At 72.5% G+C, this 18266-nt stretch carries 12 protein-coding genes and 1 tRNA gene; 3 read left to right on the top strand and 10 right to left on the bottom strand.

Annotated features, from left to right (window positions below):
• Positions 1–54: 54 nt before the first annotated feature.
• Entirely contained in the window at positions 55–324 is a 270-nt protein-coding gene (locus Q6349_RS06575; RefSeq protein ID WP_304603396.1) for a Rho termination factor N-terminal domain-containing protein, read from the bottom strand.
• 573 nt (positions 325–897) lie between these two features.
• On the opposite strand from Q6349_RS06575, the gene Q6349_RS06570 reads away from it, so the two are divergent.
• Complete coding sequence (locus Q6349_RS06570) at positions 898–4344, top strand: hypothetical protein (RefSeq protein ID WP_304603395.1); 3447 nt, start codon at positions 898–900, stop codon at positions 4342–4344.
• Between the two features lie 174 nt (positions 4345–4518).
• Here Q6349_RS06570 and map read toward each other — a convergent pair whose 3' ends face one another.
• The 6 genes from map to Q6349_RS06540 all read right to left on the bottom strand — a co-directional run bounded on the left by map (position 4519) and on the right by Q6349_RS06540 (position 11940).
• Positions 4519–5301, bottom strand: a complete 783-nt coding sequence (gene map / locus Q6349_RS06565) for a type I methionyl aminopeptidase (protein WP_304603394.1) — start codon at positions 5299–5301, stop codon at positions 4519–4521.
• The gene (locus Q6349_RS06560) at positions 5298–6485 is read right to left on the bottom strand and encodes an SGNH/GDSL hydrolase family protein (RefSeq protein ID WP_304603393.1); all 1188 of its coding nucleotides are present in this window, start codon (positions 6483–6485) and stop codon (positions 5298–5300) included. Before Q6349_RS06560 ends, map begins: the two co-directional genes overlap by 4 nt.
• Positions 6482–7060, bottom strand: coding sequence for a TetR/AcrR family transcriptional regulator (locus Q6349_RS06555; RefSeq protein ID WP_304603392.1), 579 nt, complete (start codon positions 7058–7060; stop codon positions 6482–6484). Before Q6349_RS06555 ends, Q6349_RS06560 begins: the two co-directional genes overlap by 4 nt.
• Before the next feature lie 309 nt (positions 7061–7369).
• A tRNA-Met gene (locus Q6349_RS06550) sits at positions 7370–7446 on the bottom strand.
• 103 nt (positions 7447–7549) lie between these two features.
• Positions 7550–10600 (bottom strand): UPF0182 family protein, encoded by a 3051-nt coding sequence (locus Q6349_RS06545; RefSeq protein ID WP_304603391.1) that lies wholly within the window; start codon positions 10598–10600, stop codon positions 7550–7552.
• Positions 10601–10755: 155 nt separating this feature from the next.
• A complete protein-coding gene (locus Q6349_RS06540) occupies positions 10756–11940 on the bottom strand; it encodes a PDZ domain-containing protein (RefSeq protein ID WP_370375603.1) in 1185 nt (394 codons plus the stop codon).
• Between the two features lie 130 nt (positions 11941–12070).
• On the opposite strand from Q6349_RS06540, the gene Q6349_RS06535 reads away from it, so the two are divergent.
• The gene (locus Q6349_RS06535; RefSeq protein WP_304603390.1) at positions 12071–13522 is read left to right on the top strand and encodes a zinc-dependent metalloprotease; all 1452 of its coding nucleotides are present in this window, start codon (positions 12071–12073) and stop codon (positions 13520–13522) included.
• Positions 13523–13538: 16 nt separating this feature from the next.
• On the opposite strand, the gene Q6349_RS06530 is transcribed toward Q6349_RS06535, so the two are convergent.
• Complete coding sequence (locus Q6349_RS06530; RefSeq protein WP_343035763.1) at positions 13539–14027, bottom strand: M48 family metallopeptidase; 489 nt, start codon at positions 14025–14027, stop codon at positions 13539–13541.
• Between the two features lie 188 nt (positions 14028–14215).
• Between Q6349_RS06530 and Q6349_RS06525 the strand changes: the two genes are divergently transcribed.
• Positions 14216–15292 (top strand): ThiF family adenylyltransferase, encoded by a 1077-nt coding sequence (locus Q6349_RS06525; protein ID WP_304603388.1) that lies wholly within the window; start codon positions 14216–14218, stop codon positions 15290–15292.
• Between the two features lie 59 nt (positions 15293–15351).
• Here the strand turns inward: Q6349_RS06525 and Q6349_RS06520 are convergent, their stop codons facing one another.
• Both Q6349_RS06520 and Q6349_RS06515 read right to left on the bottom strand, forming a co-directional pair.
• Positions 15352–15636 carry a WhiB family transcriptional regulator gene (locus Q6349_RS06520; RefSeq protein WP_304603792.1) on the bottom strand — a complete coding sequence of 95 codons (285 nt, stop codon included), beginning with the start codon at positions 15634–15636 and terminating at the stop codon, positions 15352–15354.
• Between the two features lie 576 nt (positions 15637–16212).
• Entirely contained in the window at positions 16213–18255 is a 2043-nt protein-coding gene (locus Q6349_RS06515; protein ID WP_304603387.1) for an ATP-dependent helicase, read from the bottom strand.
• Positions 18256–18266: the final 11 nt, after the last annotated feature.

Below are 18266 nucleotides of genomic sequence, written 5' to 3'. Positions count from 1 at the left end.
ATGGTGCTCCCGGCGACGACGGCACGCCAGGGGCAACCGGCCGGATCGGCCGTCTCAGTGCGACCGCAGAGCCTCGATCAGCTCGTCCTTGCGCATCGAGGACCGCCCCTCGATGCCCAGCTCGGCGGCGCGCTCGTGCAGCTCGTCGACGGTCCAGTCCTCGTACGCCGGGGACTCGCCACCCTCGCGGCCGACGTCGTCGCGACCGCGGTTCGCGGCCGCGTTAGCGATCCGCGCGGCCTTCTCCTTGCTGTTGCCCTCGTCGCGGAGCTTCTCGTACAGCTCCTCGTCCTTGACGCTGGGGCCGGGATCCTGTCGTGGCACGGCGTGCTCCTCTCCTCGTCCCTCCATCGTGGGACGGCGGGACGACGTCCGCACCTGGGCGGGACGGGCCGAGGTCCGCAGCACGACCGGCGAGGCGGGCGGAACCGGGCGAGCTCGACACCCCGACCGGCAGGACCCGCCGGGTCGTGCCCGGCTCGCCCGTCCGACGTCCCCCGGGACGTTCTTGCACGAGCAATCCGGGGACGGTAATTTCCTGTGTGCTCGACCGGCGACGGCCCCTCGCACCTTGCGAACCTTCCGGCCGCGAGCAGTGGAGGTGGCGATGGGCAGGATGCCTGCGGTGGTCGTCCCCCACGCCGGTTCCCCGGTCGGCGACCCCGACCCGACGGAGCACGGGAACGCGCCCGCGGCTCCGCACCTCCGCGCCGCGGACACGACCGATCCCGGCACCCCTACTCGCGGCATCGACGACGCCGCGTCCCCCCGCGTCAGGGAGCTCTCGAGCGCGCGTCCCCGCGCGCTCCCCTCTGATGCCAGCACTGGGCGAACCAGCGGTGTGGGAGCGCTCCCGCACACCGGTCCGCCCCGCACCACAACCGCAAGGAGCAGCGCATGACCACGACCGGGCCCACCTCCGAACGGCTCGTCGGCCACGCCGTCGTCGACGGCTCGCACCTCGGTCTCGACGACCGTCGCTACTACGCGATCACGTCGTACGACCAGATGCCGCCCTTCCTGATGACCATCGCCGGGGCGAGCGACCTGTGGATGTTCATCTCGAGCACCGGAGGACTGACCGCGGGCCGCCGTGACGCCGACCACGCGATCTTCCCGTACTACACCGAGGACAAGGTCGCCGAGGGGGCGGGTCGCACGGGCGGACTCACCACGGTCCGGGTGCACCGCGAGGACGGCGACGTCGTGTCCTGGCAGCCTTTCGCCGAGACGCGACCGGGCGACCCGGCCGTCGACCGCAGCCTCTACAAGGACTTCCTCGGCACCAGCGTCGTCTTCGAGGAGACCCGGACCGACCTCGGACTGCGCCTGCGCGTCGTGTGGCAGACCAGCGCACGGTACGGGGTGGTGCGCAGCTGCCAGATCACGTCCCTCGCCGAGCGCCCGGTCGACCTCGAGGTCGTGGACGGGTTCCGCAACCTCCTGCCCGCCGGCACCACCGCCCAGGTCCAGAACGAGCTGAGCATCCTGCTGGACGCCTACAAGCGGGCCGAGCTCGCCCCGGGCGGCCTCGGCATCTACTACCTCAACTCCGCCCTGACCGACCTCGCCGAGGCGAGCGAGTCCCTGCAGGCCTCGGTCGCCTGGCAGGTGGGCCTCGAGCAGGTCGAGCACCTGCTGTCCGAGCGGCAGCTCGACGCGGCGCAGGCGGGCGAGGCGCTGACCAAGGAGCTGGACGTGCGGGGCGGCCGGGGCGCCTACCTCGTCCGCACCCGTCTGGTGCTGGACCCCGGGGCGCAGCGGACCTGGCGCGTCGTGGCCGACGTCTCGCGGTCCGCACCGGACGTCGTGGCCCTGCGTGACGAGCTGGCCGACCCCACGGCGCTCGCGGCGCGACTCGACGAGGACGTCGAGGCGACCCGTCGCGGGCTGGAGGACCTGCTCGCGGCCACCGACGCGGCGCAGCTGACCGGCGACGAGCTGGCCACCGCCCACCACGGTGCCAACGTCCTGTTCAACACGATGCGCGGAGGCGTCCCGGCGGGCGGCTACCAGCTCCGCGGGGGCGACGTCCGGGCCTTCGTCCGCACCCGGAGCCCCCTCGTCGCCGAGCGCTGCGCCGAGGTGCTCACGTCGCTGCCCGCGACCCTGTCCCACGAGGAGCTGATGGCCGCGGCCGAGGAGAGCGGGGACGCCGACCTCTGGCGCCTGTGCACCGAGTACCTGCCGCTGACCTTCGGCCGTCGCCACGGCGACCCGAGCCGGCCGTGGAACAAGTTCCAGATCTCGCTGCGGGACGCCGACGGTGAACCCCTGCTGGACCACCAGGGCAACTGGCGCGACATCTTCCAGAACTGGGAGGCGCTGGCGTGGTCCTTCCCCGAGTACGTCGAGTCGATGGTCGCCGTCTTCCTCGACGCCACGACCGCCGACGGGTACAACCCGTACCGGATCTCCCGCGGAGGGATCGACTGGGAGGTCCCCGAGCCGGACAACCCGTGGTCCAACATCGGGTACTGGAGCGACCACCAGCTGGTCTACCTCGTCAAGCTGCTCGAGACGTCCGAGCGCTTCCACCCCGGGAGCGTGCGGCACCTGGTGAACCGTGCGGTCTTCACGCACGCCGACGTGCCGTACCGGATCGCGTCCTACGCCGACACCGTCGAGAACCCCTACGCGACGATCACCTTCGACACCGAGGCCGCGGCCGCGATCGCGCGCCGTGTCGAGGTGGAGGGCGCGGACGGCAAGCTCGTGCACGGCCCCGACGGGAACCTGCTGCACGTCACCCTGGCCGAGAAGCTGCTCGTGCTCACCCTGGCGAAGGTCGTGAACCTGGTGCCCGAGGGCGGCATCTGGATGAACACGCAGCGGCCCGAGTGGAACGACGCGAACAACGCGCTCGTCGGGCGCGGACTGTCCGTCGTGACCCTCGCGTACCTGCGTCGCTACCTGGGCACCGTGCGCGACCTGCTGGACGAGGAGCTGACCGTCGGCGTCGAGGTCCGGGAGCTGCTCAGGGAGGTCGGCGACGTCCTCAGCCGGCACCTCTCCGGCACCGTCGGCGGCTTCGACGACGTCGAGCGGCGACGCGTGGTCGACGCCCTGGGCGCGGCCGGGACGGCCTATCGCGAGCGTGTCTACGCCGGGCTCACCGGTGAGCGCACCGTGGTCGGGGCGGACGAGGTGCGCGAGGTGGTCGACACCGTGCTCGCGTACGTCGACTCGGGCCTGCGGGCGAACCGCCGTGCCGACGGGCTCTACCACTCGTACAACACGCTCGACCTGGGGCAGGGCCGCGTCACGATCAACCGGCTGCAGGAGATGCTCGAGGGACAGGTCGCGATCCTGTCCTCGGGGTTCCTGACGCCCGCCGAGTCGCTCGACGTGCTGCGGGCGATGCGCGAGAGCGCGCTGTACCGCGCCGACCAGCACAGCTACCTGCTGTACCCGGACCGCGACCTCCCCGGGTTCCTGGACAAGAACCGGGTCACGCCCGCGCAGGCCGCCCAGGCCCCCCTGATCGACGCCCTGGTGCGCGCCGGGGACCGGTCGATCGTCCTGCAGGACGCGGGTGGTGACTACCGCTTCGCCCCGGGGATCCACAACGCCCGGGACGTCGACGCGGCGCTCGACGCCCTCGAGGGTCCGGAGACGGACGGCGCGCTCGACGAGGCGGTGGCGACCGGCCGGGAGGCGCTGCTCTCCGTCTTCGAGGAGGTCTTCCGGCACGCGGAGTTCACCGGTCGGTCCGGGTCCTTCTTCGCCTACGAGGGCCTCGGCAGCATCTACTGGCACATGGTGTCCAAGCTGCTGCTCGCGGTGCAGGAGAACCTCGAGCGTGCCGTGGCCGAGGGCGCCGACGCAGCCGTCGTCGACGAGCTCCGGGCCCGGTACGAGGACGTTCGCCAGGGGCTCGGCTACTGCAAGCCGCCCGAGGTCTACGGCGCCTTCCCGGTCGACCCCTACTCCCACACGCCGAAGGGTCGCGGGGCGCAGCAGCCCGGGATGACGGGCCAGGTCAAGGAAGAGGTCCTCACCCGCATGGGTGAGCTCGGCCTGCGGGTGGAGGAGGGCCGGATCGTGTTCCGCCCCGTCCTGCTCCGTACCGAGGAGTGGACCGCGGAGCCGACGACGTTCCGGTATGTCGACGTCGGCGGGACCGAGCAGGCCGTCGAGCTGCCCGCCTCGAGCCTCGCGTTCACGTTCTGCCAGGTCCCGGTCGTCTACCGGCGGGGCGCCGACCTCGAGGTGACCGTCGAGGGCTCCGACGGGGTGGAGCAGGCCGTCTCCGGGGCCGCGATCCCGGCCGAGGTCAGCGCCGAGGTCTTCCGCCGTACGGGGGCCGTGCGCGCGATCCGGGTCACCCTGCCGGCCGCCTGACACCGGTCGCGACACGACGGAGCCGGCGCCCGGCCCGGGACGGGAACACCGCCCGGGACGGGCGCCGGCTCCGTCGCGCTCGATCGGAACGGGTCCTGCGGGGAAGCGACCTGGGCGGGCGCTGCGTCGCACACCCGTCCGAGGCGGGCAGCAGCCCCGGGCAACCCGACGTGGTCAGCGCAGGCGGCCCGTCGGCAGGGTGAGTATCTCCGCACCGTCGTCGGTGATGGCGATCGTGTGCTCGCTGTGCGCTGTGCGACAGCCGGTCGCGCTGCGCAGCGTCCACCCGTCGGCGTCCAGGGCGAGCTCGTCGGTGTCTGCCATGACCCACGGCTCCAGGGCGAGGAGCAACCCGGGTCGCAACCGGTATCCCCGGCCGGGACGTCCCGCGTTGGCGACGTGCGGGTCCTGGTGCATCGTGCTCCCGATGCCGTGCCCGCCGAACTCGGTGTTGATCGGGTAGCCCGCAGCGCTCAGCACCGCGCCGATGGCATGCGAGAGGTCGCCGATGCGAGCCCCGGGTCCGGCAGCGGCGATGCCGGCCGCCAGGGCGCGTTCGGTCGCTTCGATGAGGGCGACGCTCTGCGGAGACCGTCGATCGCCGACGACGAAGCTGATGGCCGAGTCGGCGGCCACGCCGTCCTTGAGGACGGCCAGATCGAGAGTGACCAGGTCACCGTCGGCCAGCCGGTAGTCGCGAGGGCGCCCGTGGAGGACGGCATCGTTGACCGCCGTGCAGACGTAGTGACCGAACGGCCCCCGCCCGAAGGACGGCGCATAGTCGACGTAGCAGGACTGCGCCCCGGCGTCGCGGATCAGGTCCCGAGCCCATCCGTCGAGGTCCAGGAGGTTCGTGCCGACCACGGCCCTGCGCCTCAGGGTCTGCAGGATGTCCGCCACCAGGGCTCCGGTCACCCGGGCACGGTCGACCTGGGCAGGCGTCAAGATCTCGATCATCGGCAGGCACTCTCCTCAGGGCTGATGATCGATCCACCCACGGTGTGTCCAGCCCGGCCGGCCTGCCCGGCCCGCGGCGCCACCACCGCAGCGAACCGCTCACCGATGAGTCGATGGGTGGCGGCATCGGGGTGGAGGTTGTCGGGCAGCGGCAGCCGCTCGGCGTCCTCGGGGCCGTACAGGGTCAGCCCGTCGACGTAGGACAGGTGCGGGTCGCCGCGACGCTCGACGACGTCGGCGAGCACCTCGCGAACCGCCTGCAGGGTCAGTGCCCCGCGAGCTGCTCCTTGCGGGTCTCCCTCCGCCCGGAAGGCCAGCCGCCCCTCGGTGAAGGCGGCCGTGTCGACTCCCGTCGGTCCGGGAACTGCTTCGTGGATTCCGCAGTGGATGGGTGAAACGATCACCAGGGGCGTCTCGGGGTGCCCGTCGCGGATCGTGTCGAGCCAACCGTGGACTGCGGGTCCCAGAGCGCGCCGGCGCACCAGGTCCTGGTTGACGAGGTTGATGCCGACCTTGACGCTGATGACGTCGGCCGGCGTGTCACGCATCGTCCGGGCGACGAACGGATCCAGCAGAGCGCTGCCGCCGAGACCCAGGTTGGTGAGGTCGACCTGGGCAAGGCGGGCGGCGACGACCGGCCACGGCTCGGTGGGGTAGGTGGCGAGCGAACCGTGGCTGATCGAGCTGCCGTGGTGGACCCAGCGCGGGCGGTCGTCCTCGAGCGGCGCGACCGGGGCGTCGGCGCGGAGGGCGAGGAGCTCGGTCTGCTCGTCGTGCGGCAGCCAGACCTCCACCTCGCTGTCGCCACCCGGGAGGGTGAGCACGAGGGTCGTCGGCTCGCCGGCGTCGAACGTGCTGGCGCCGGTCATCATGTCCACGTGGAGCACGTTGCCGCCCGGCGCCTGGTGGCGCTCGACCAGCTCGCCCCCGACCAGCACGTCGTACCAGCCGTCGGGTCGCGAGGGCGCCCCGACGTAGCGCCGCTTGGTCGGAAGCACGTCGAGCTCCAGCCGAGTGGCCGCGGTGCGGATCGCGAGGCGGACACCCGCGGGTTGTCCTGCGGCGTGGTGGAGCTGCGGATCGTCGGACTGCGCCCGCGCCCAGGCCGGTAGCCGATGGGGCAGCAGTCCGCGGTCGGTGCGCTCGAGCTCCAGCGCTCCGTGGATGAGCAACGGGTCGATCATCGGGCCTCCCAGAATCTCAAGATGGCGTCGAGCCCGTCCAGGACGCGCTCCCAGGACTCGTCGGACGCAGGTGCGTCGGCCGCACCGTGGCCGAAGGCTCCGGCGGCGTCGAGGGCCGCGTAGCCGTGGAACGTGGCGCCGAGGAAGCGCACGGCGTGAACCTCGTCGGCACTGGACAGCCGGTAACCGCGGAGCGCGGCCCGCGACAGGTCCGCGTGCCGCGGCCCGGCGCTCGCCGCGGCCGTCTCGGCGTCGAGCGGCAACCGGGACGCGGCGTAGCGCCCGGGGTGCTCGACGGCATAGGTCCGCCACACGCCGCCGAGGGCTGCCAGTGCAGCACGTCCGCTCACCCCGGCGATGGCCGCGGCGACCAAGTCGGCGGTCTCCGCCAGCGCGAGCAGCGCGACACCGGTGCGAACGTCGGCCTGGCTGCGGACGTGGGTGTAGAGACTGGGGGTCGCGACCTCGAAGTGCTTGGCCAACGCCGTGAGGGTGACCTGCTCCAGGCCCACCTCGTCGGCGAGATCGGCCGCGGCCGCTGTGACGCGACCGGTGGTCAGTCCTTGACGAGGCATTCCGCCCCCCTCCTATGCTCTGATGGTTTTATCCTAATGCGCATAGGTAACGGCGTCCAGCCGTCCACGCGAGAACCTGCGCGATGCCGGTGAACGGATTCGGACGGCCCCACGCCGGAACCCACGGCCTGCTCCTGATCCACGACCACGACCACGACGTGCAGGTCATCGACGCCGCCACCGGCGAGATCCTGCGCGAGCTCCCCATCGACCTCGCCCGCGACGACCAGCCACGCCGCACCAAGACCCGGGAACGACAAAGGCCCTCCCGATCTCTCGATCGGGAGGGCCTCTGCCGGGATACTTCCTTGGTAGCGGGGGCAGGATTTGAACCTGCGACCTCTGGGTTATGAGCCCAGCGAGCTACCGAACTGCTCCACCCCGCGGCGATGTCCTTAACTCTAGGACACGGAATCCGGCCCCGTCCAATCGGTCCGGGCAGATGGGACGCAGGTCACACCGCACGTCCCTCTGCCCGGACCGACCGGCTCAGGGGTTCAGCTCGCCCTCGGCGGCCAGGGCCTCCTCCAGCGCGGTCTGCAGACGCTCCTGGGCCTCGCCGTAGGCGGTCCAGTCGCCGTTCTGCAACGCCTCGTTGCTGTCGTTCAACGCCTCGTTGGCGTCCTGCAGCGCGGCGTCCAGCCGGGCCTGGGCGTCGCCGGCCGGCGGCGCCTGGGTCTCCTCGGTGGTCTCCGTCGGCGACGGCGTCGGCTCCTGGGTCGGCTCGGCCTCGGTGGGCTCCGGGGACGGCTCGATCGGCTCACCGGTCTCCGGGTCCACCTGGTCGGTGGGCACCTCGGTCTCGGCCTCGTCCGCGTCACCGGCCTCCGCACCGGAGTCTCCCCCGAAGACCTGGTCGAGAGCCTCGTCCAGGGTCTCGGCGTACCCGGTCTGGTCGCCGAAGGCGACCAGCACGCGACGCAGCAGTGGGAACTGGGTGCCCGACCCGGACTGGATGTAGACCGGCTGGACGTACAGCAGGCCGCCGCCGACGGGCAGCGTCAGCTGGTTGCCGCGCACGACCTCGGAGTCACCACGGCCCAGGATGTTGAGCTGCTCGGAGATCGTCGGGTTCGAGTTGAAGTTGTTCTGTACCTGCCCGGGGCCCGGGACCGTCGCGTCGCGAGGGAGCTCGAGCAGCCGGAGCGTGCCGTACCCCTCGGCGATCTCGCCGTCCTCCGACCCCGCGTCGGCCTCGGCCGCCAGGTAGCCGGTGAGGATCTCCCGGTCGGTGAAACCACCCGGGATGAACGTGCTCGTCAGCGAGAAGGCCGCGTCGTCCTCGCCCGGCATCTGCAGGGTGAGGTAGTACGGCGGCTGCTTCGACATCAGGGCGTCGTCGCTGCCGACCGGGTCGTCCGGGGTGCGCCACTCGTCGGAACCGGCGAAGAACTGCTGCGCCTCGGTGACGTGGTAGCGCTCGAGCAGCGTGCGCTGCACCTTGAACAGGTCCTCCGGGTAGCGCACGTGCGACATGAGGCTGCCGGACATCTCGGAGATCGGGCGCACCGAGTCCGGGAACACGTCGTTCCAGGCCTGCAGCAGCGGGTCCTCGTCGTCCCAGGCGTACAGGGTGACCGACCCGTCGTAGGCGTCCACGGTGGCCTTGACGGAGTTGCGGATGTAGTTGACCTCCGGCGGGGCCTCGACCGGCAGACCCTGGGCGGCGGCGGTCAGGGAGTCCGTCGTCGCCTCCTGCATCTGGTTGCTCGCCGAGTACGGGTAGGCGTCCGACGTGGTGTAGGCGTCGATGACCCACTTGACGCGGCCGTCGACGACCGCCGGGTAGACCTTGTTGTCCAGGGTCAGCCAGGGGGCCACCTTCGACACCCGCTCCTGCGGGTCGCGGTCGTAGAGGATCTGGGAGACCTCGGTGACACGGTCGGAGAAGAAGATCTCCTCGTCGCCGAACCGCAGCGCGTAGAGCAGCCGCTGCAGGAACGTGCTGATCTCCGGACCGGCCGACACCTCGTCCGTCGGGAAGCTGTACAGCTCCTGCTGCCCGCCCTCGGCGTCCGCCTGGTAGTCGAGCTCCCACGGGTCGGTGCCCTCGGGCGCTCCGACGATGGAGTACGGCGGCGCCTCGGGGCTGAAGTAGATCCGCGGCTCGTACCCGCCGGGGAACATGTCGGTCAGCGCGCCCTGCGTGGGGATCCCGCCCTCGAAGAAGGCCGGCTGCCCGTCCGGGCCGGGCTGGTTGCCGTAGGCCGCGACGACGCCGAAGCCGTGGGTGAAGACCGTGCGGTCGTTCGTCCAGTTCCGGTCCGCCAGGCCGCTGAGGTTCAGCTCGCGCACGGCGATCACGGTGTCGCGTGACTCGCCGTCGATCTCGTAGCGGTCCACCGCCAGGTTGTCGGTGAAGTTGTAGTACTGCTTGTTCTGCTGCAGCTGCCGGAAGGACGGGCTGACGACCTGCGGGTCGAGGAGCCGCACCTGGGTCGTCGTGCCCGCGTCGTCGCGCAGCTGCCCGGCCTCCGCCACCGTGGTGGCGTCGTACTGCTGGGACTCCACCTCGGCGATGTCGAACGCGTCGAGCGTGGCGTCGATGTTGCGCTGGATGTACGGCGCCTCGAGCGACTGGGCGTTCGGGTCGACCTGGAAGCGCTGCACGACGGCCGGGTAGATCGCGCCGATGGCGATCGCGGAGACGACCATGAGCCCGACGCCGATGGCCGGCAGCCGCCAGGTGTCGCGGAAGGCGGCGACCACGAAGAGGATCGCGACCAGGACGGCCACGCCGGTGAGGATCTCCTTCGACGGGATGACGGCGTGCACGTCGGTGTAGTTGGCGCCGTCGAACCGCTCGTGCTGGCTCGTCAGGATGGAGTACCGGTCGAGCCAGTAGTTCGTCGCGACGAGCAGCATGATCAGCGTGCCCAGCACCGCGAGGTGCACCCGCGCCGCCGTCGTGGTCCGCGACGCGCCGTCGGCGATCGGGCCCAGGCGGACGCCACCGTAGAGGTAGTGGGTGACCACGGCGGCGATGGTCGAGATGACCAGGACCGCCATGAGGAAGCTGACGACGAACCGCAGCACGGGCAGCATGAAGACGTAGAAGCCGACGTCGAGGCCGAACTCCGGGTCGGCGGTCCCGAACGGCTGCCCGTTGAGGGCCAGCAGGACGGTCTCCCACTGGGCGGACGCCGCCACGCCGGCGAAGAACCCGATGAGCACCGGACCCGCGTAGGTGACGACCTTGCGCAGCGGCTCGACGGCCTCGCGGTACTGGTCGAGCGTCGCCTGCTCCGGCGTCGACGGCGCGTAGATCGGCCGCGTGCGGTACCCGACGGCGAAGGAGCTGTAGACGGCGGCCGCCATGATCAGGAAGGCCGCGACGAACAGCACGCTGCGGGTGATCCACTGCGTCCAGATCACGTTGGCGTACCCGACCTGGGTGAACCAGAGGACCTCGGTCCAGAAGTTCGTCAGGAACAGCAGCACGACCACCAGGGCCGCCAGCACCACCAGCGTGATGAGCAGCGGGCTGCGACGTCGGGACGGGGCTGGACCGTCAGGACGTCGGGGCGGGGCGAAGGACACGGTGCGGGCACCTCATTCGTGCTCGGGTCGGGACACATGCGTCGGACATCGGGACAAACGTCCCGGCGTCGTTCCAGGTTCCCACGTTTCCGGCACGGGAGGGGTTCACGCCGCTCACGAGTCGGTCACGATCACCCCGCCCGGTGGCAAGCCCCTCAGGCGTCGCCGGCCTCGGCCTCACAGCTCGGCAGGTCGGACGTCTCACCGGCGCCGATGGCCTCCATGGCGTCGCGAGCCTCGGCGAGGGTGCCGACGGACACGACGTCCAGGCCGTCCGGCACGTGGCCGACCACCTGCGGGCAGTTGTCCGACGGCGCGAGGAACCAGGTGGCCCCGTCGCGCAGCGCGCCGTACATCTTCTGCTCGATCCCGCCGATCGGGCCGACGCGACCGTCGACGTCCATCGTGCCCGTACCCGCCACCACGACACCGCCGAGCTCGTCCTCCGGCGTCAGCAGGTCGACGATCCCTAGCGCGAACATCGTCCCCGCGCTCGGGCCGCCGATGTCCTCGATCTGGATCGTGACGTCCACGGGGAAGTCGTAGACCGGGTCGATGAGCACGCCGAGCAGGGCGCGACCGTCGCCCTGGCCCGTGGTGACCGTCAGGTCGGTCGGCTCGCCGTCCCGCTCGACCCCGAGCACGACGTCGTCGCCGGGCGTGACGCCGTCGAGCGCGGCCAGCAGCTCCGGGTAGGTGGCGAGCGGCTCGCCGTCGAGCGAGACGATGACGTCGCCCTCCTCGACGACCCCCTCGGCGCCCGTGTCCTCGGCCGCGGTGACCACGGTCATCGTGGTCGGGACCTCGTAGCCCAGCTCGGTCAGCGCCGCCACCGTCGCCGACTCCTGCGAGCTGAGCATCTGGGCCTGGCCCTGCTCCTGCTGCTCCTCGGAGGTGATGGGCTCCGGGAAGATCGACTCGACGGGCTGCACGGACCGTTCCGGAGCGGTCCAGCCCCACAGCACGTCGCCGAACAGCACGTCGCCGCCCGGCCCGCCGAACACGGAGACGGTGGTCAGGCGGAGCTCCCCCGAGGCCGGGTAGGTGTCCGCACCCGAGATCTCGATGAGGGGTACCGCCGTCGCGCTCTGCCCCTCGGCGGCCTCCTGGGTGCCGAGCGTGTCCTCGGTGGGCCCGGGCGTGCGGATCGCGTACGGGGCGGGCGAGACCATGAGCACGGCCGCCAGGACGGCGGTGATCAGCAGCGAGACGACGAGCGTCGTCGACCGCGGGCTCATCCGGCGTCGCGGCGCTCCCTCACGGGCACGGGGCACGTCGAGAGGGGCGAGCGCCTGCCCGTAGCTCTCGTACGGCTGATGACTGCGGTCCTCGAAGCTCACGGCCCCATCATCGCCGATGCGCGCAGTGCGCCGTGAGCGAAAGGGGGAACCCCGGCCGCTCCGTCGACGTCGGACCCGGATACCGTGAACGTGCGGCGGACGCCGCACGCGGAAGGAGCCGAGGACACCCATGAGCGACCTGCCCGACGACCCCGACGCCCGCGAGGAGATGCTGCGGGACGCGCTGCGCGGCATCTTCGGCGACCGGACCGACGAGGTGCTGAGCCAGATGCGGGCGCAGGGCCTCGACCCCGCCGCGCTGATGGGCGGAGCGGCACCGGACCCGGCGACCATGCAGCGTCTGATGAGCCAGCTGCAGCGCATGTTCACCTCCTCCGAGGGGCCGGTGAACACCGAGGTGGCGCACGACCTGGCCCGCCAGGTCGCGGTCGCCGAGGGCGACCCGTCCCTGACCGGCGGCCAGGCGAAGTCCGCCACCGAGGCCCTGCGCGTCGCCGAGCTGTGGCTCGACGCCGTCACGGACCTGCCGCCGTCGGGCGGCGCGACCCACGCCTGGAGCCGGAGCGAGTGGGTCGAGGCGACGCTGCCGGCCTGGCAGCGGCTCGTCGCCCCCGTCGCGTCCTCCGTCGCCGACGCGCTGGCCACGGTGCTGCGCGACCAGCTCGGCGACGAGGGAGCCGGAGCGCTGGGGCTGCCCGGCATGCCGGTGTTCCCCGGCGGCGGGCTGGGTGACCTGGACCCGGCGACGATGATGCGCGGCCTCGGGTCCGCGGTCTACGGCATGCAGGTCGGCCAGGCCGCCGGCACGCTCTCGCGCGAGGTCTTCGGCGCCACCGACGTGGGCATCCCCCTGCTCGAGGACCACGCCACCGTGCTGCTGCCCACGAACGTGGCCAGGTTCGCCGAGGGGCTCGACACCCCGTACGACGAGGTGCAGCTCTACCTGGCCCTGCGCGAGGCCGCGCACGCCCGGCTGTTCGTGCACGTCCCGTGGCTCCGCAGCCACCTGCACGGTCTCGTGGAGCGGTACGCCCGGGGCATCACCATCGACCTCGACGCCCTCGAGGAGCAGGTGCGCGGCATCGACCTGTCCGACCAGGAGGCCCTGCGCGGGGCCCTGTCCGGGGACGTCTTCGGTCTGCACACGACCGAGGAGCAGGAGGCGACGCTGCTGCGGCTGGAGACGGCCCTGGCGCTCGTCGAGGGCTGGGTCTCGGAGGTCGCCGCGACCGCGTCGCTGGCCCACCTGCCGCACTCGGTGCCGCTGCGCGAGATGATCCGGCGCCGTCGTGCCGCCGGCGGCCCCGCGGAGCACACGTTCAAGTCGCTGGTCGGCCTCGAGCTGCGCCCGCGACGGTCCCGGGACGCCGCCGCGCTGTTCGCCCACCTCGTCTCCACCGGCGGCCCGGAGGCCCGCGACGCCGTGTGGGACCACCCGGACCTGCTCCCGGGCCCCGAGGACCTCGACGACCCCACGGGCTACCTCGACCGTCGGCGCGCGCAGGACGAGGAGCACTCGGACGTCGACGCGGCGCTGGCGCAGATCCTGGGCGAGTCCGGCCCGGACGGCGACGAGCCGTCGCCCGACGACCAGGACGCCGAGGACCGCCGGACGGACTGACCGGCGGTGGAGCGGTTCAGCCGGCCGACGACCCGGAGTCGGCGTCGTCGGCGGGCGCGCCGCCCCCGGAGAACGAGACGCCCTCGAGGAACCCGCGCGCCCGCTCGGTCCGGGGGTAGGTCTCCAGCAGGCGCCAGAAGTCAGGGCCGTGCCCGGCGTGCAGCAGGTGGGCCAGCTCGTGCAGCAGCACGTAGTCGATGACCCACTCCGGCATGCCCTGCAGGCGGGTCGACAGGCGGATGGATCCGTCCCCGACCGTGCACGACCCCCAACGGCGCTCCTGGTTGCTCACCCAGCGCACGCTCGTGGGGCGGGCGAGGCCGTCCAGATACTTGACCGAGAGGTCCCGGGCGCGTTCGACCAGCTCGTCGTCGGAGGGTCGGCGCCGACGCTCCTTGTCCTCCAGCCGGGCCACCATCTTGGCGACCCACTCGCGCTCCTGCGCCTGGGAGAACCGCGCAGGGATCGCCACGACGGTGCGGTCACCGTCGCGAAAAGCGCTCACCGTAGCGGTCCGACGGCGGCTCCGTCGGACCTCGACGGACGCCAACGTGTCCGGGGTCACCTCATGAGAATACCGGGAGATCGTCAAGACTGTGTGCCAGGACACACGAAATACGCCCATCCCGGACCTGTCCACAGCACTGTGGACGACCCGCACGACACGGACGAAAGCCGTGCGAGGTTGGGTACATGCCCGTCACCGACGCCGGTCCCGCGACGCGCGCGCTCCGTCTGCGGCGGGGAGTGCCGGTCCTGGACCGCGGGCCCGACCGGCTCCAGCTCGGGTCCGACACCCGTTGGTCGCTCGTCGTCTGCGGGCTGTCGGACGGGGAACGGGCCTGGCTCCGCGAGGCCGCGACCTCTCGGCACGACGACCTGGAGCACGGTGCCGCACGGCACCGGGTGGCGCCGGAACGCCGGGCGCAGATCGTCGCCGCACTGACCGCGGGCGGTTTCCTCGTCCCGACCGCCGCTCCCCCGGGCACCGTCCTGGCGACCGCCGGCGGCGCGGCGGACGCCCCGACGCTCGCCGCGCTCCGACCCGACGGCGACGGGCTGCGCACGTTGACCAAGCGCGCCCGTCGGCAGGTGGCGGTCCTGGGGCTCGGCCGGCTGGGGGCGCTGACCGCCGCCCATCTGGCGTCCGCCGGACTGGGTGCCGTGATGCTCGACGACGACCGTCCGGTGCAGCTCACGGACCTGGGCCTGGGCCTCTACCGGGAGGCCGACGTCGGCCACCGCCGCGCCGCCCGCCTGCAGTCGGTCCTGGCGGCCCGGCACCCCCGCACCCGGTTCGGGTCGACGTGGCGTGACGAGGCACCGCCCGACGTGGTCGTCGTCTGCGGCGGGACGGACCCGCCGGAGGCGTTCGCCCGGCTGATGAGCCACGGCCTCGCCCACCTGCCGCTGGTCGCGGGCGAGGCCGGCATCGAGGTCGGGCCGTTCGTACGACCCGGTACGACGGCGTGCACCGCCTGCCGCTACCACCACGAGGTGGACGCCGACCCGGACTGGCCCCGGCTGGTCGCCCAGCTCGCCGCACGGCCCGGCGACGCCGGACAGGAGACCGTCCTCGCCACGACCGGGGCGGCCGTCGCGGCGGGTCAGGTGCTCGCGCACCTCGACGGCGCCCGGCCCGCCGCGGCCGACGCCGTGCTCGAGATCAGCCTGCCGGACCCGCTTCCCCGGGTCCGCGCGATGCCGCCGCACCCGGCGTGCGGCTGCACCGGGACCGCACCTCCGCCGGCGGCGGACCGGTCCGGGTAGCCGACGAGGCGGTGCACCGGTCGTGGTGCACCGCCTCGCGGGGCGACGGCGAGCACGGCTCAGGCCGCCTGCTCGCTCTTGCGGGGCCGCCCGCGGCCCCGCTTGCGGGCCACGACGACGCCGTCGACGAAGACCTCGCCGCCCCAGACGCCCCAGGGCTCGCTCCGGTCGAGCGCGCCCGCGAGGCAGCCGGCCTGGAGCGGGCACGACCGGCACAGGGCCTTGGCCCGCTCGACGTCGACGGTGTGCTCGGCGAACCAGAGCTCGGGGTCGTTGCTCCGGCACGGCAGCAGCTCGGCGAACTGCCGGTCCAACGCAGCGACCTCGGCGGGGTCCTGGGTCACGGGTTGGTGGGGGGTCCACGGGCGGCTGCCGCCGGCGGGGGTCGCATCGACCAGCCGCTCGTCCAACAGCTGTGCGAGACGCACGATGTTCCTCCGTCAGGTCCTGGGTGTGGTGTGAACGTCAGTGTTCAGGACCTACGGGTGGTCCCCCCGTGTGTCGGAGGGGCCGGTTCGTCCGGCCGTGGAGGCCGATCTCCCGGTCAGGAATGACGAAGGCCGCGGGTCCCGTGGACTCCGCGGCCTGGACCGGTCAGTGGACCGGATGTCTCCAGGGTGCGGAGCCGGGTGCGAGAGCGACGAGAGCGATGCCTGCTCCGCCGCCGGACGTGCGGAGACGGGCCGACGGAACGAAGTGGATGAAGGCATACTTCTCCCCCGTCGCGATGCCGTTGTCGCCGATGAATCGCGTCATCTTGTCCATCTCGTGCCCACCTCCTCACTGGTCTCGGGTTCCCACCTCTCGGCGGTCACCGCAACGAACTCGGTCTCCACGAGCATAGACCTCGGTCGCTGACTCGCCACATCTTTTTTCCAGAACTTCTTCGGGAATCTCGGTGCGCCCCGTCCGGCGCCTTCTCACGGGCGACCGGGAGCCCCCTGGACGAGCGCCAGCAGGGTGGCTCCGTACCGGTCGATCTTCGCCGGGCCGATGCCGTTGATCCGCGCCAGCTCGGCCGTCGAGGACGGACGCAGCTCGGCGATCGCGGCGAGGGTCGCGTCCCCGAGGATCGTGAAGGCGGGCTTGTCGACCTCCCGGGCGACGGTCAGGCGCCACTCCCGCAGCGCGTCGAACAGCGCGAGGTCGGCCTCGCCGGAGAGCTGGGACCGCGCCTGCCCGCGCGGACCGCGCGAGCCACCACGACGACCCCGACCGTCGTCCGGCCACATCCCGTCGAGGAACCGGGTGCGCTTGCGGGTCGCCCGGCCGCCGGGGTTGCGCGACCGGGCGTAGGAGATCTCCAGGTGCTCGCGCGCCCGCGTGATGCCCACGTACAGCAGGCGGCGCTCCTCCGCGACGCCGTCGTCGGTCTCGGCCAGGGAGATCGGCATGAGCCCCTCGCTCATGCCCGCCAGGAACACCGCGTCCCACTCCAGCCCCTTGGCGGAGTGCAGCGAGGCGAGCGTGACGCCCTCGACCGTCGGGGCGTGCTGGGAGGCCGCACGCTCGGCCAGCTCGTCGACCAGCATCGGCAACGTCGCCGGCGCGTCCTCGGGCGCGGCGGCCGCCAGGTCGTCCGCGAGCGCCACGAGGGCCTGCATCGCCTCCCACCGCTCCCGGGCGGCTCCCCGGGCGTGCGGCGGCTCCGCGGACCACCCGGCGCTGACGAGCACGTCGCGGACCTGCTCGGGCATCGGCTGGTCCGGGTCGGCGGACCGCGCCGCACCGCGCAGCAGCACGATCGCGTCCCGCACGTCCTTGCGGGTGAAGAACCGCTCGCCGCCACGCACCTGGTAGCTGACGCCCGCCTCGGACAGCGCCGACTCGAAGGAGGCCGACTGCGCGTTGGTGCGGTAGAGCACGGCGATCTCGCTGGGACGCACCCCCGAGGCGATGAGCCGCGCCGCCCGGGCGGCGATGCCGGCCGCCTCCGCCTCGTCGTCGTCGTGGGTGGTGAAGGACACCGCCGGTCCGGAGGGCCGCTGCGCCACCAGTTCGAGCGCCCCGGTCACGCGGCCCCGGCGCAGCAGGTCGTTGGCCAGGGAGACCACCTGCGGGGTGGACCGGTAGTCGCGCACGAGACGGACCACCTGGGCGTCGCGGTAGGTGCGCGTGAAGTCGAGCAGGTAGTGCGGCGTGGCCCCGGTGAACGAGTAGATGGTCTGCGACGGGTCGCCCACCACGCACAGCTCGCGCCGGTTGCCCAGCCACTGGTTCAGCAGGAAGTGCTGCAGCGGCGAGACGTCCTGGAACTCGTCGACGACGAAGTGGCGGTACTGCGAACGGACCTGGTCGGCCACGTGCGGGTGGGAGCCGAGCATGTCGGCGAGCATCAGCAGGACGTCCTCGAAGTCGATGACGCCCCGCTCGGTCTTGACGTCCTCGTAGGCGCTGATGAGCCGCGCCACCGTCTGGTGGTCGTAGCCGGACGGCGGCGGACGGTCGTCGGCCGCCGCGGCCCGCACGTAGTCCTCGGCCGTGACGAGGGACACCTTGGACCACTCGACCTCGCTGGACAGGTCCCGCACGGCGACGCGGTCCACGCTCGCCCCGATGCGGCGCGCGGCCTCGGCCACGGCCGGCGCCTTGTGCTCCAGGATCTGCGGCGGCGCACCGCCGACGATGCGGGGCCAGAAGTAGCCGAGCTGGCGCAGGGCCGCCGCGTGGAAGGTGCGGGCCTGCACCCCGTGCGCCCCGAGATCCCGCAGCCGGGTGCGCATCTCCCCCGCGGCCCGCGCGGTGAAGGTCACCGCGAGCACCGACGTCGGCGGGTAGGCCCCGGTGCGCACCCCGTACGCGATGCGGTGGGTGATCGCCCGCGTCTTGCCCGTCCCCGCGCCGGCGAGCACGCAGACCGGGCCCGTCAGCGCGAGCGCGACGTCACGCTGCTCGGGGTCGAGAGCGTCCAGGATCGCGTCGGGATGAAGCAGGGCGCCCGGTGAGTTGGTCGTGGGGGACATCGTCTGCGATT

The sequence above is a fragment of the Isoptericola sp. 178 genome, assembly GCF_030586525.1.
In the GTDB taxonomy this organism is placed as follows: Bacteria; Actinomycetota; Actinomycetes; order Actinomycetales; family Cellulomonadaceae; genus Isoptericola; species Isoptericola sediminis.
Note: the sequence above shows the minus strand (reverse complement) of the source record. Positions and strands in the feature narration are given on the sequence as shown.

What these genes read in the sequence shown, in the direction of transcription:
- Q6349_RS06570 (WP_304603395.1), top strand. Translation starts at nt 898, where the DNA reads ATGACCACGACCGGGCCCACCTCCGAACGGCTCGTCGGCCACGCCGTC.
- map (WP_304603394.1), bottom strand. Translation starts at nt 5,301, where the DNA reads ATGATCGAGATCTTGACGCCTGCCCAGGTCGACCGTGCCCGGGTGACC.
- Q6349_RS06560 (WP_304603393.1), bottom strand. Translation starts at nt 6,485, where the DNA reads ATGATCGACCCGTTGCTCATCCACGGAGCGCTGGAGCTCGAGCGCACC.
- Q6349_RS06555 (WP_304603392.1), bottom strand. Translation starts at nt 7,060, where the DNA reads ATGCCTCGTCAAGGACTGACCACCGGTCGCGTCACAGCGGCCGCGGCC.
- Q6349_RS06535 (WP_304603390.1), top strand. Translation starts at nt 12,071, where the DNA reads ATGAGCGACCTGCCCGACGACCCCGACGCCCGCGAGGAGATGCTGCGG.
- Q6349_RS06525 (WP_304603388.1), top strand. Translation starts at nt 14,216, where the DNA reads ATGCCCGTCACCGACGCCGGTCCCGCGACGCGCGCGCTCCGTCTGCGG.
- Q6349_RS06515 (WP_304603387.1), bottom strand. Translation starts at nt 18,255, where the DNA reads ATGTCCCCCACGACCAACTCACCGGGCGCCCTGCTTCATCCCGACGCG.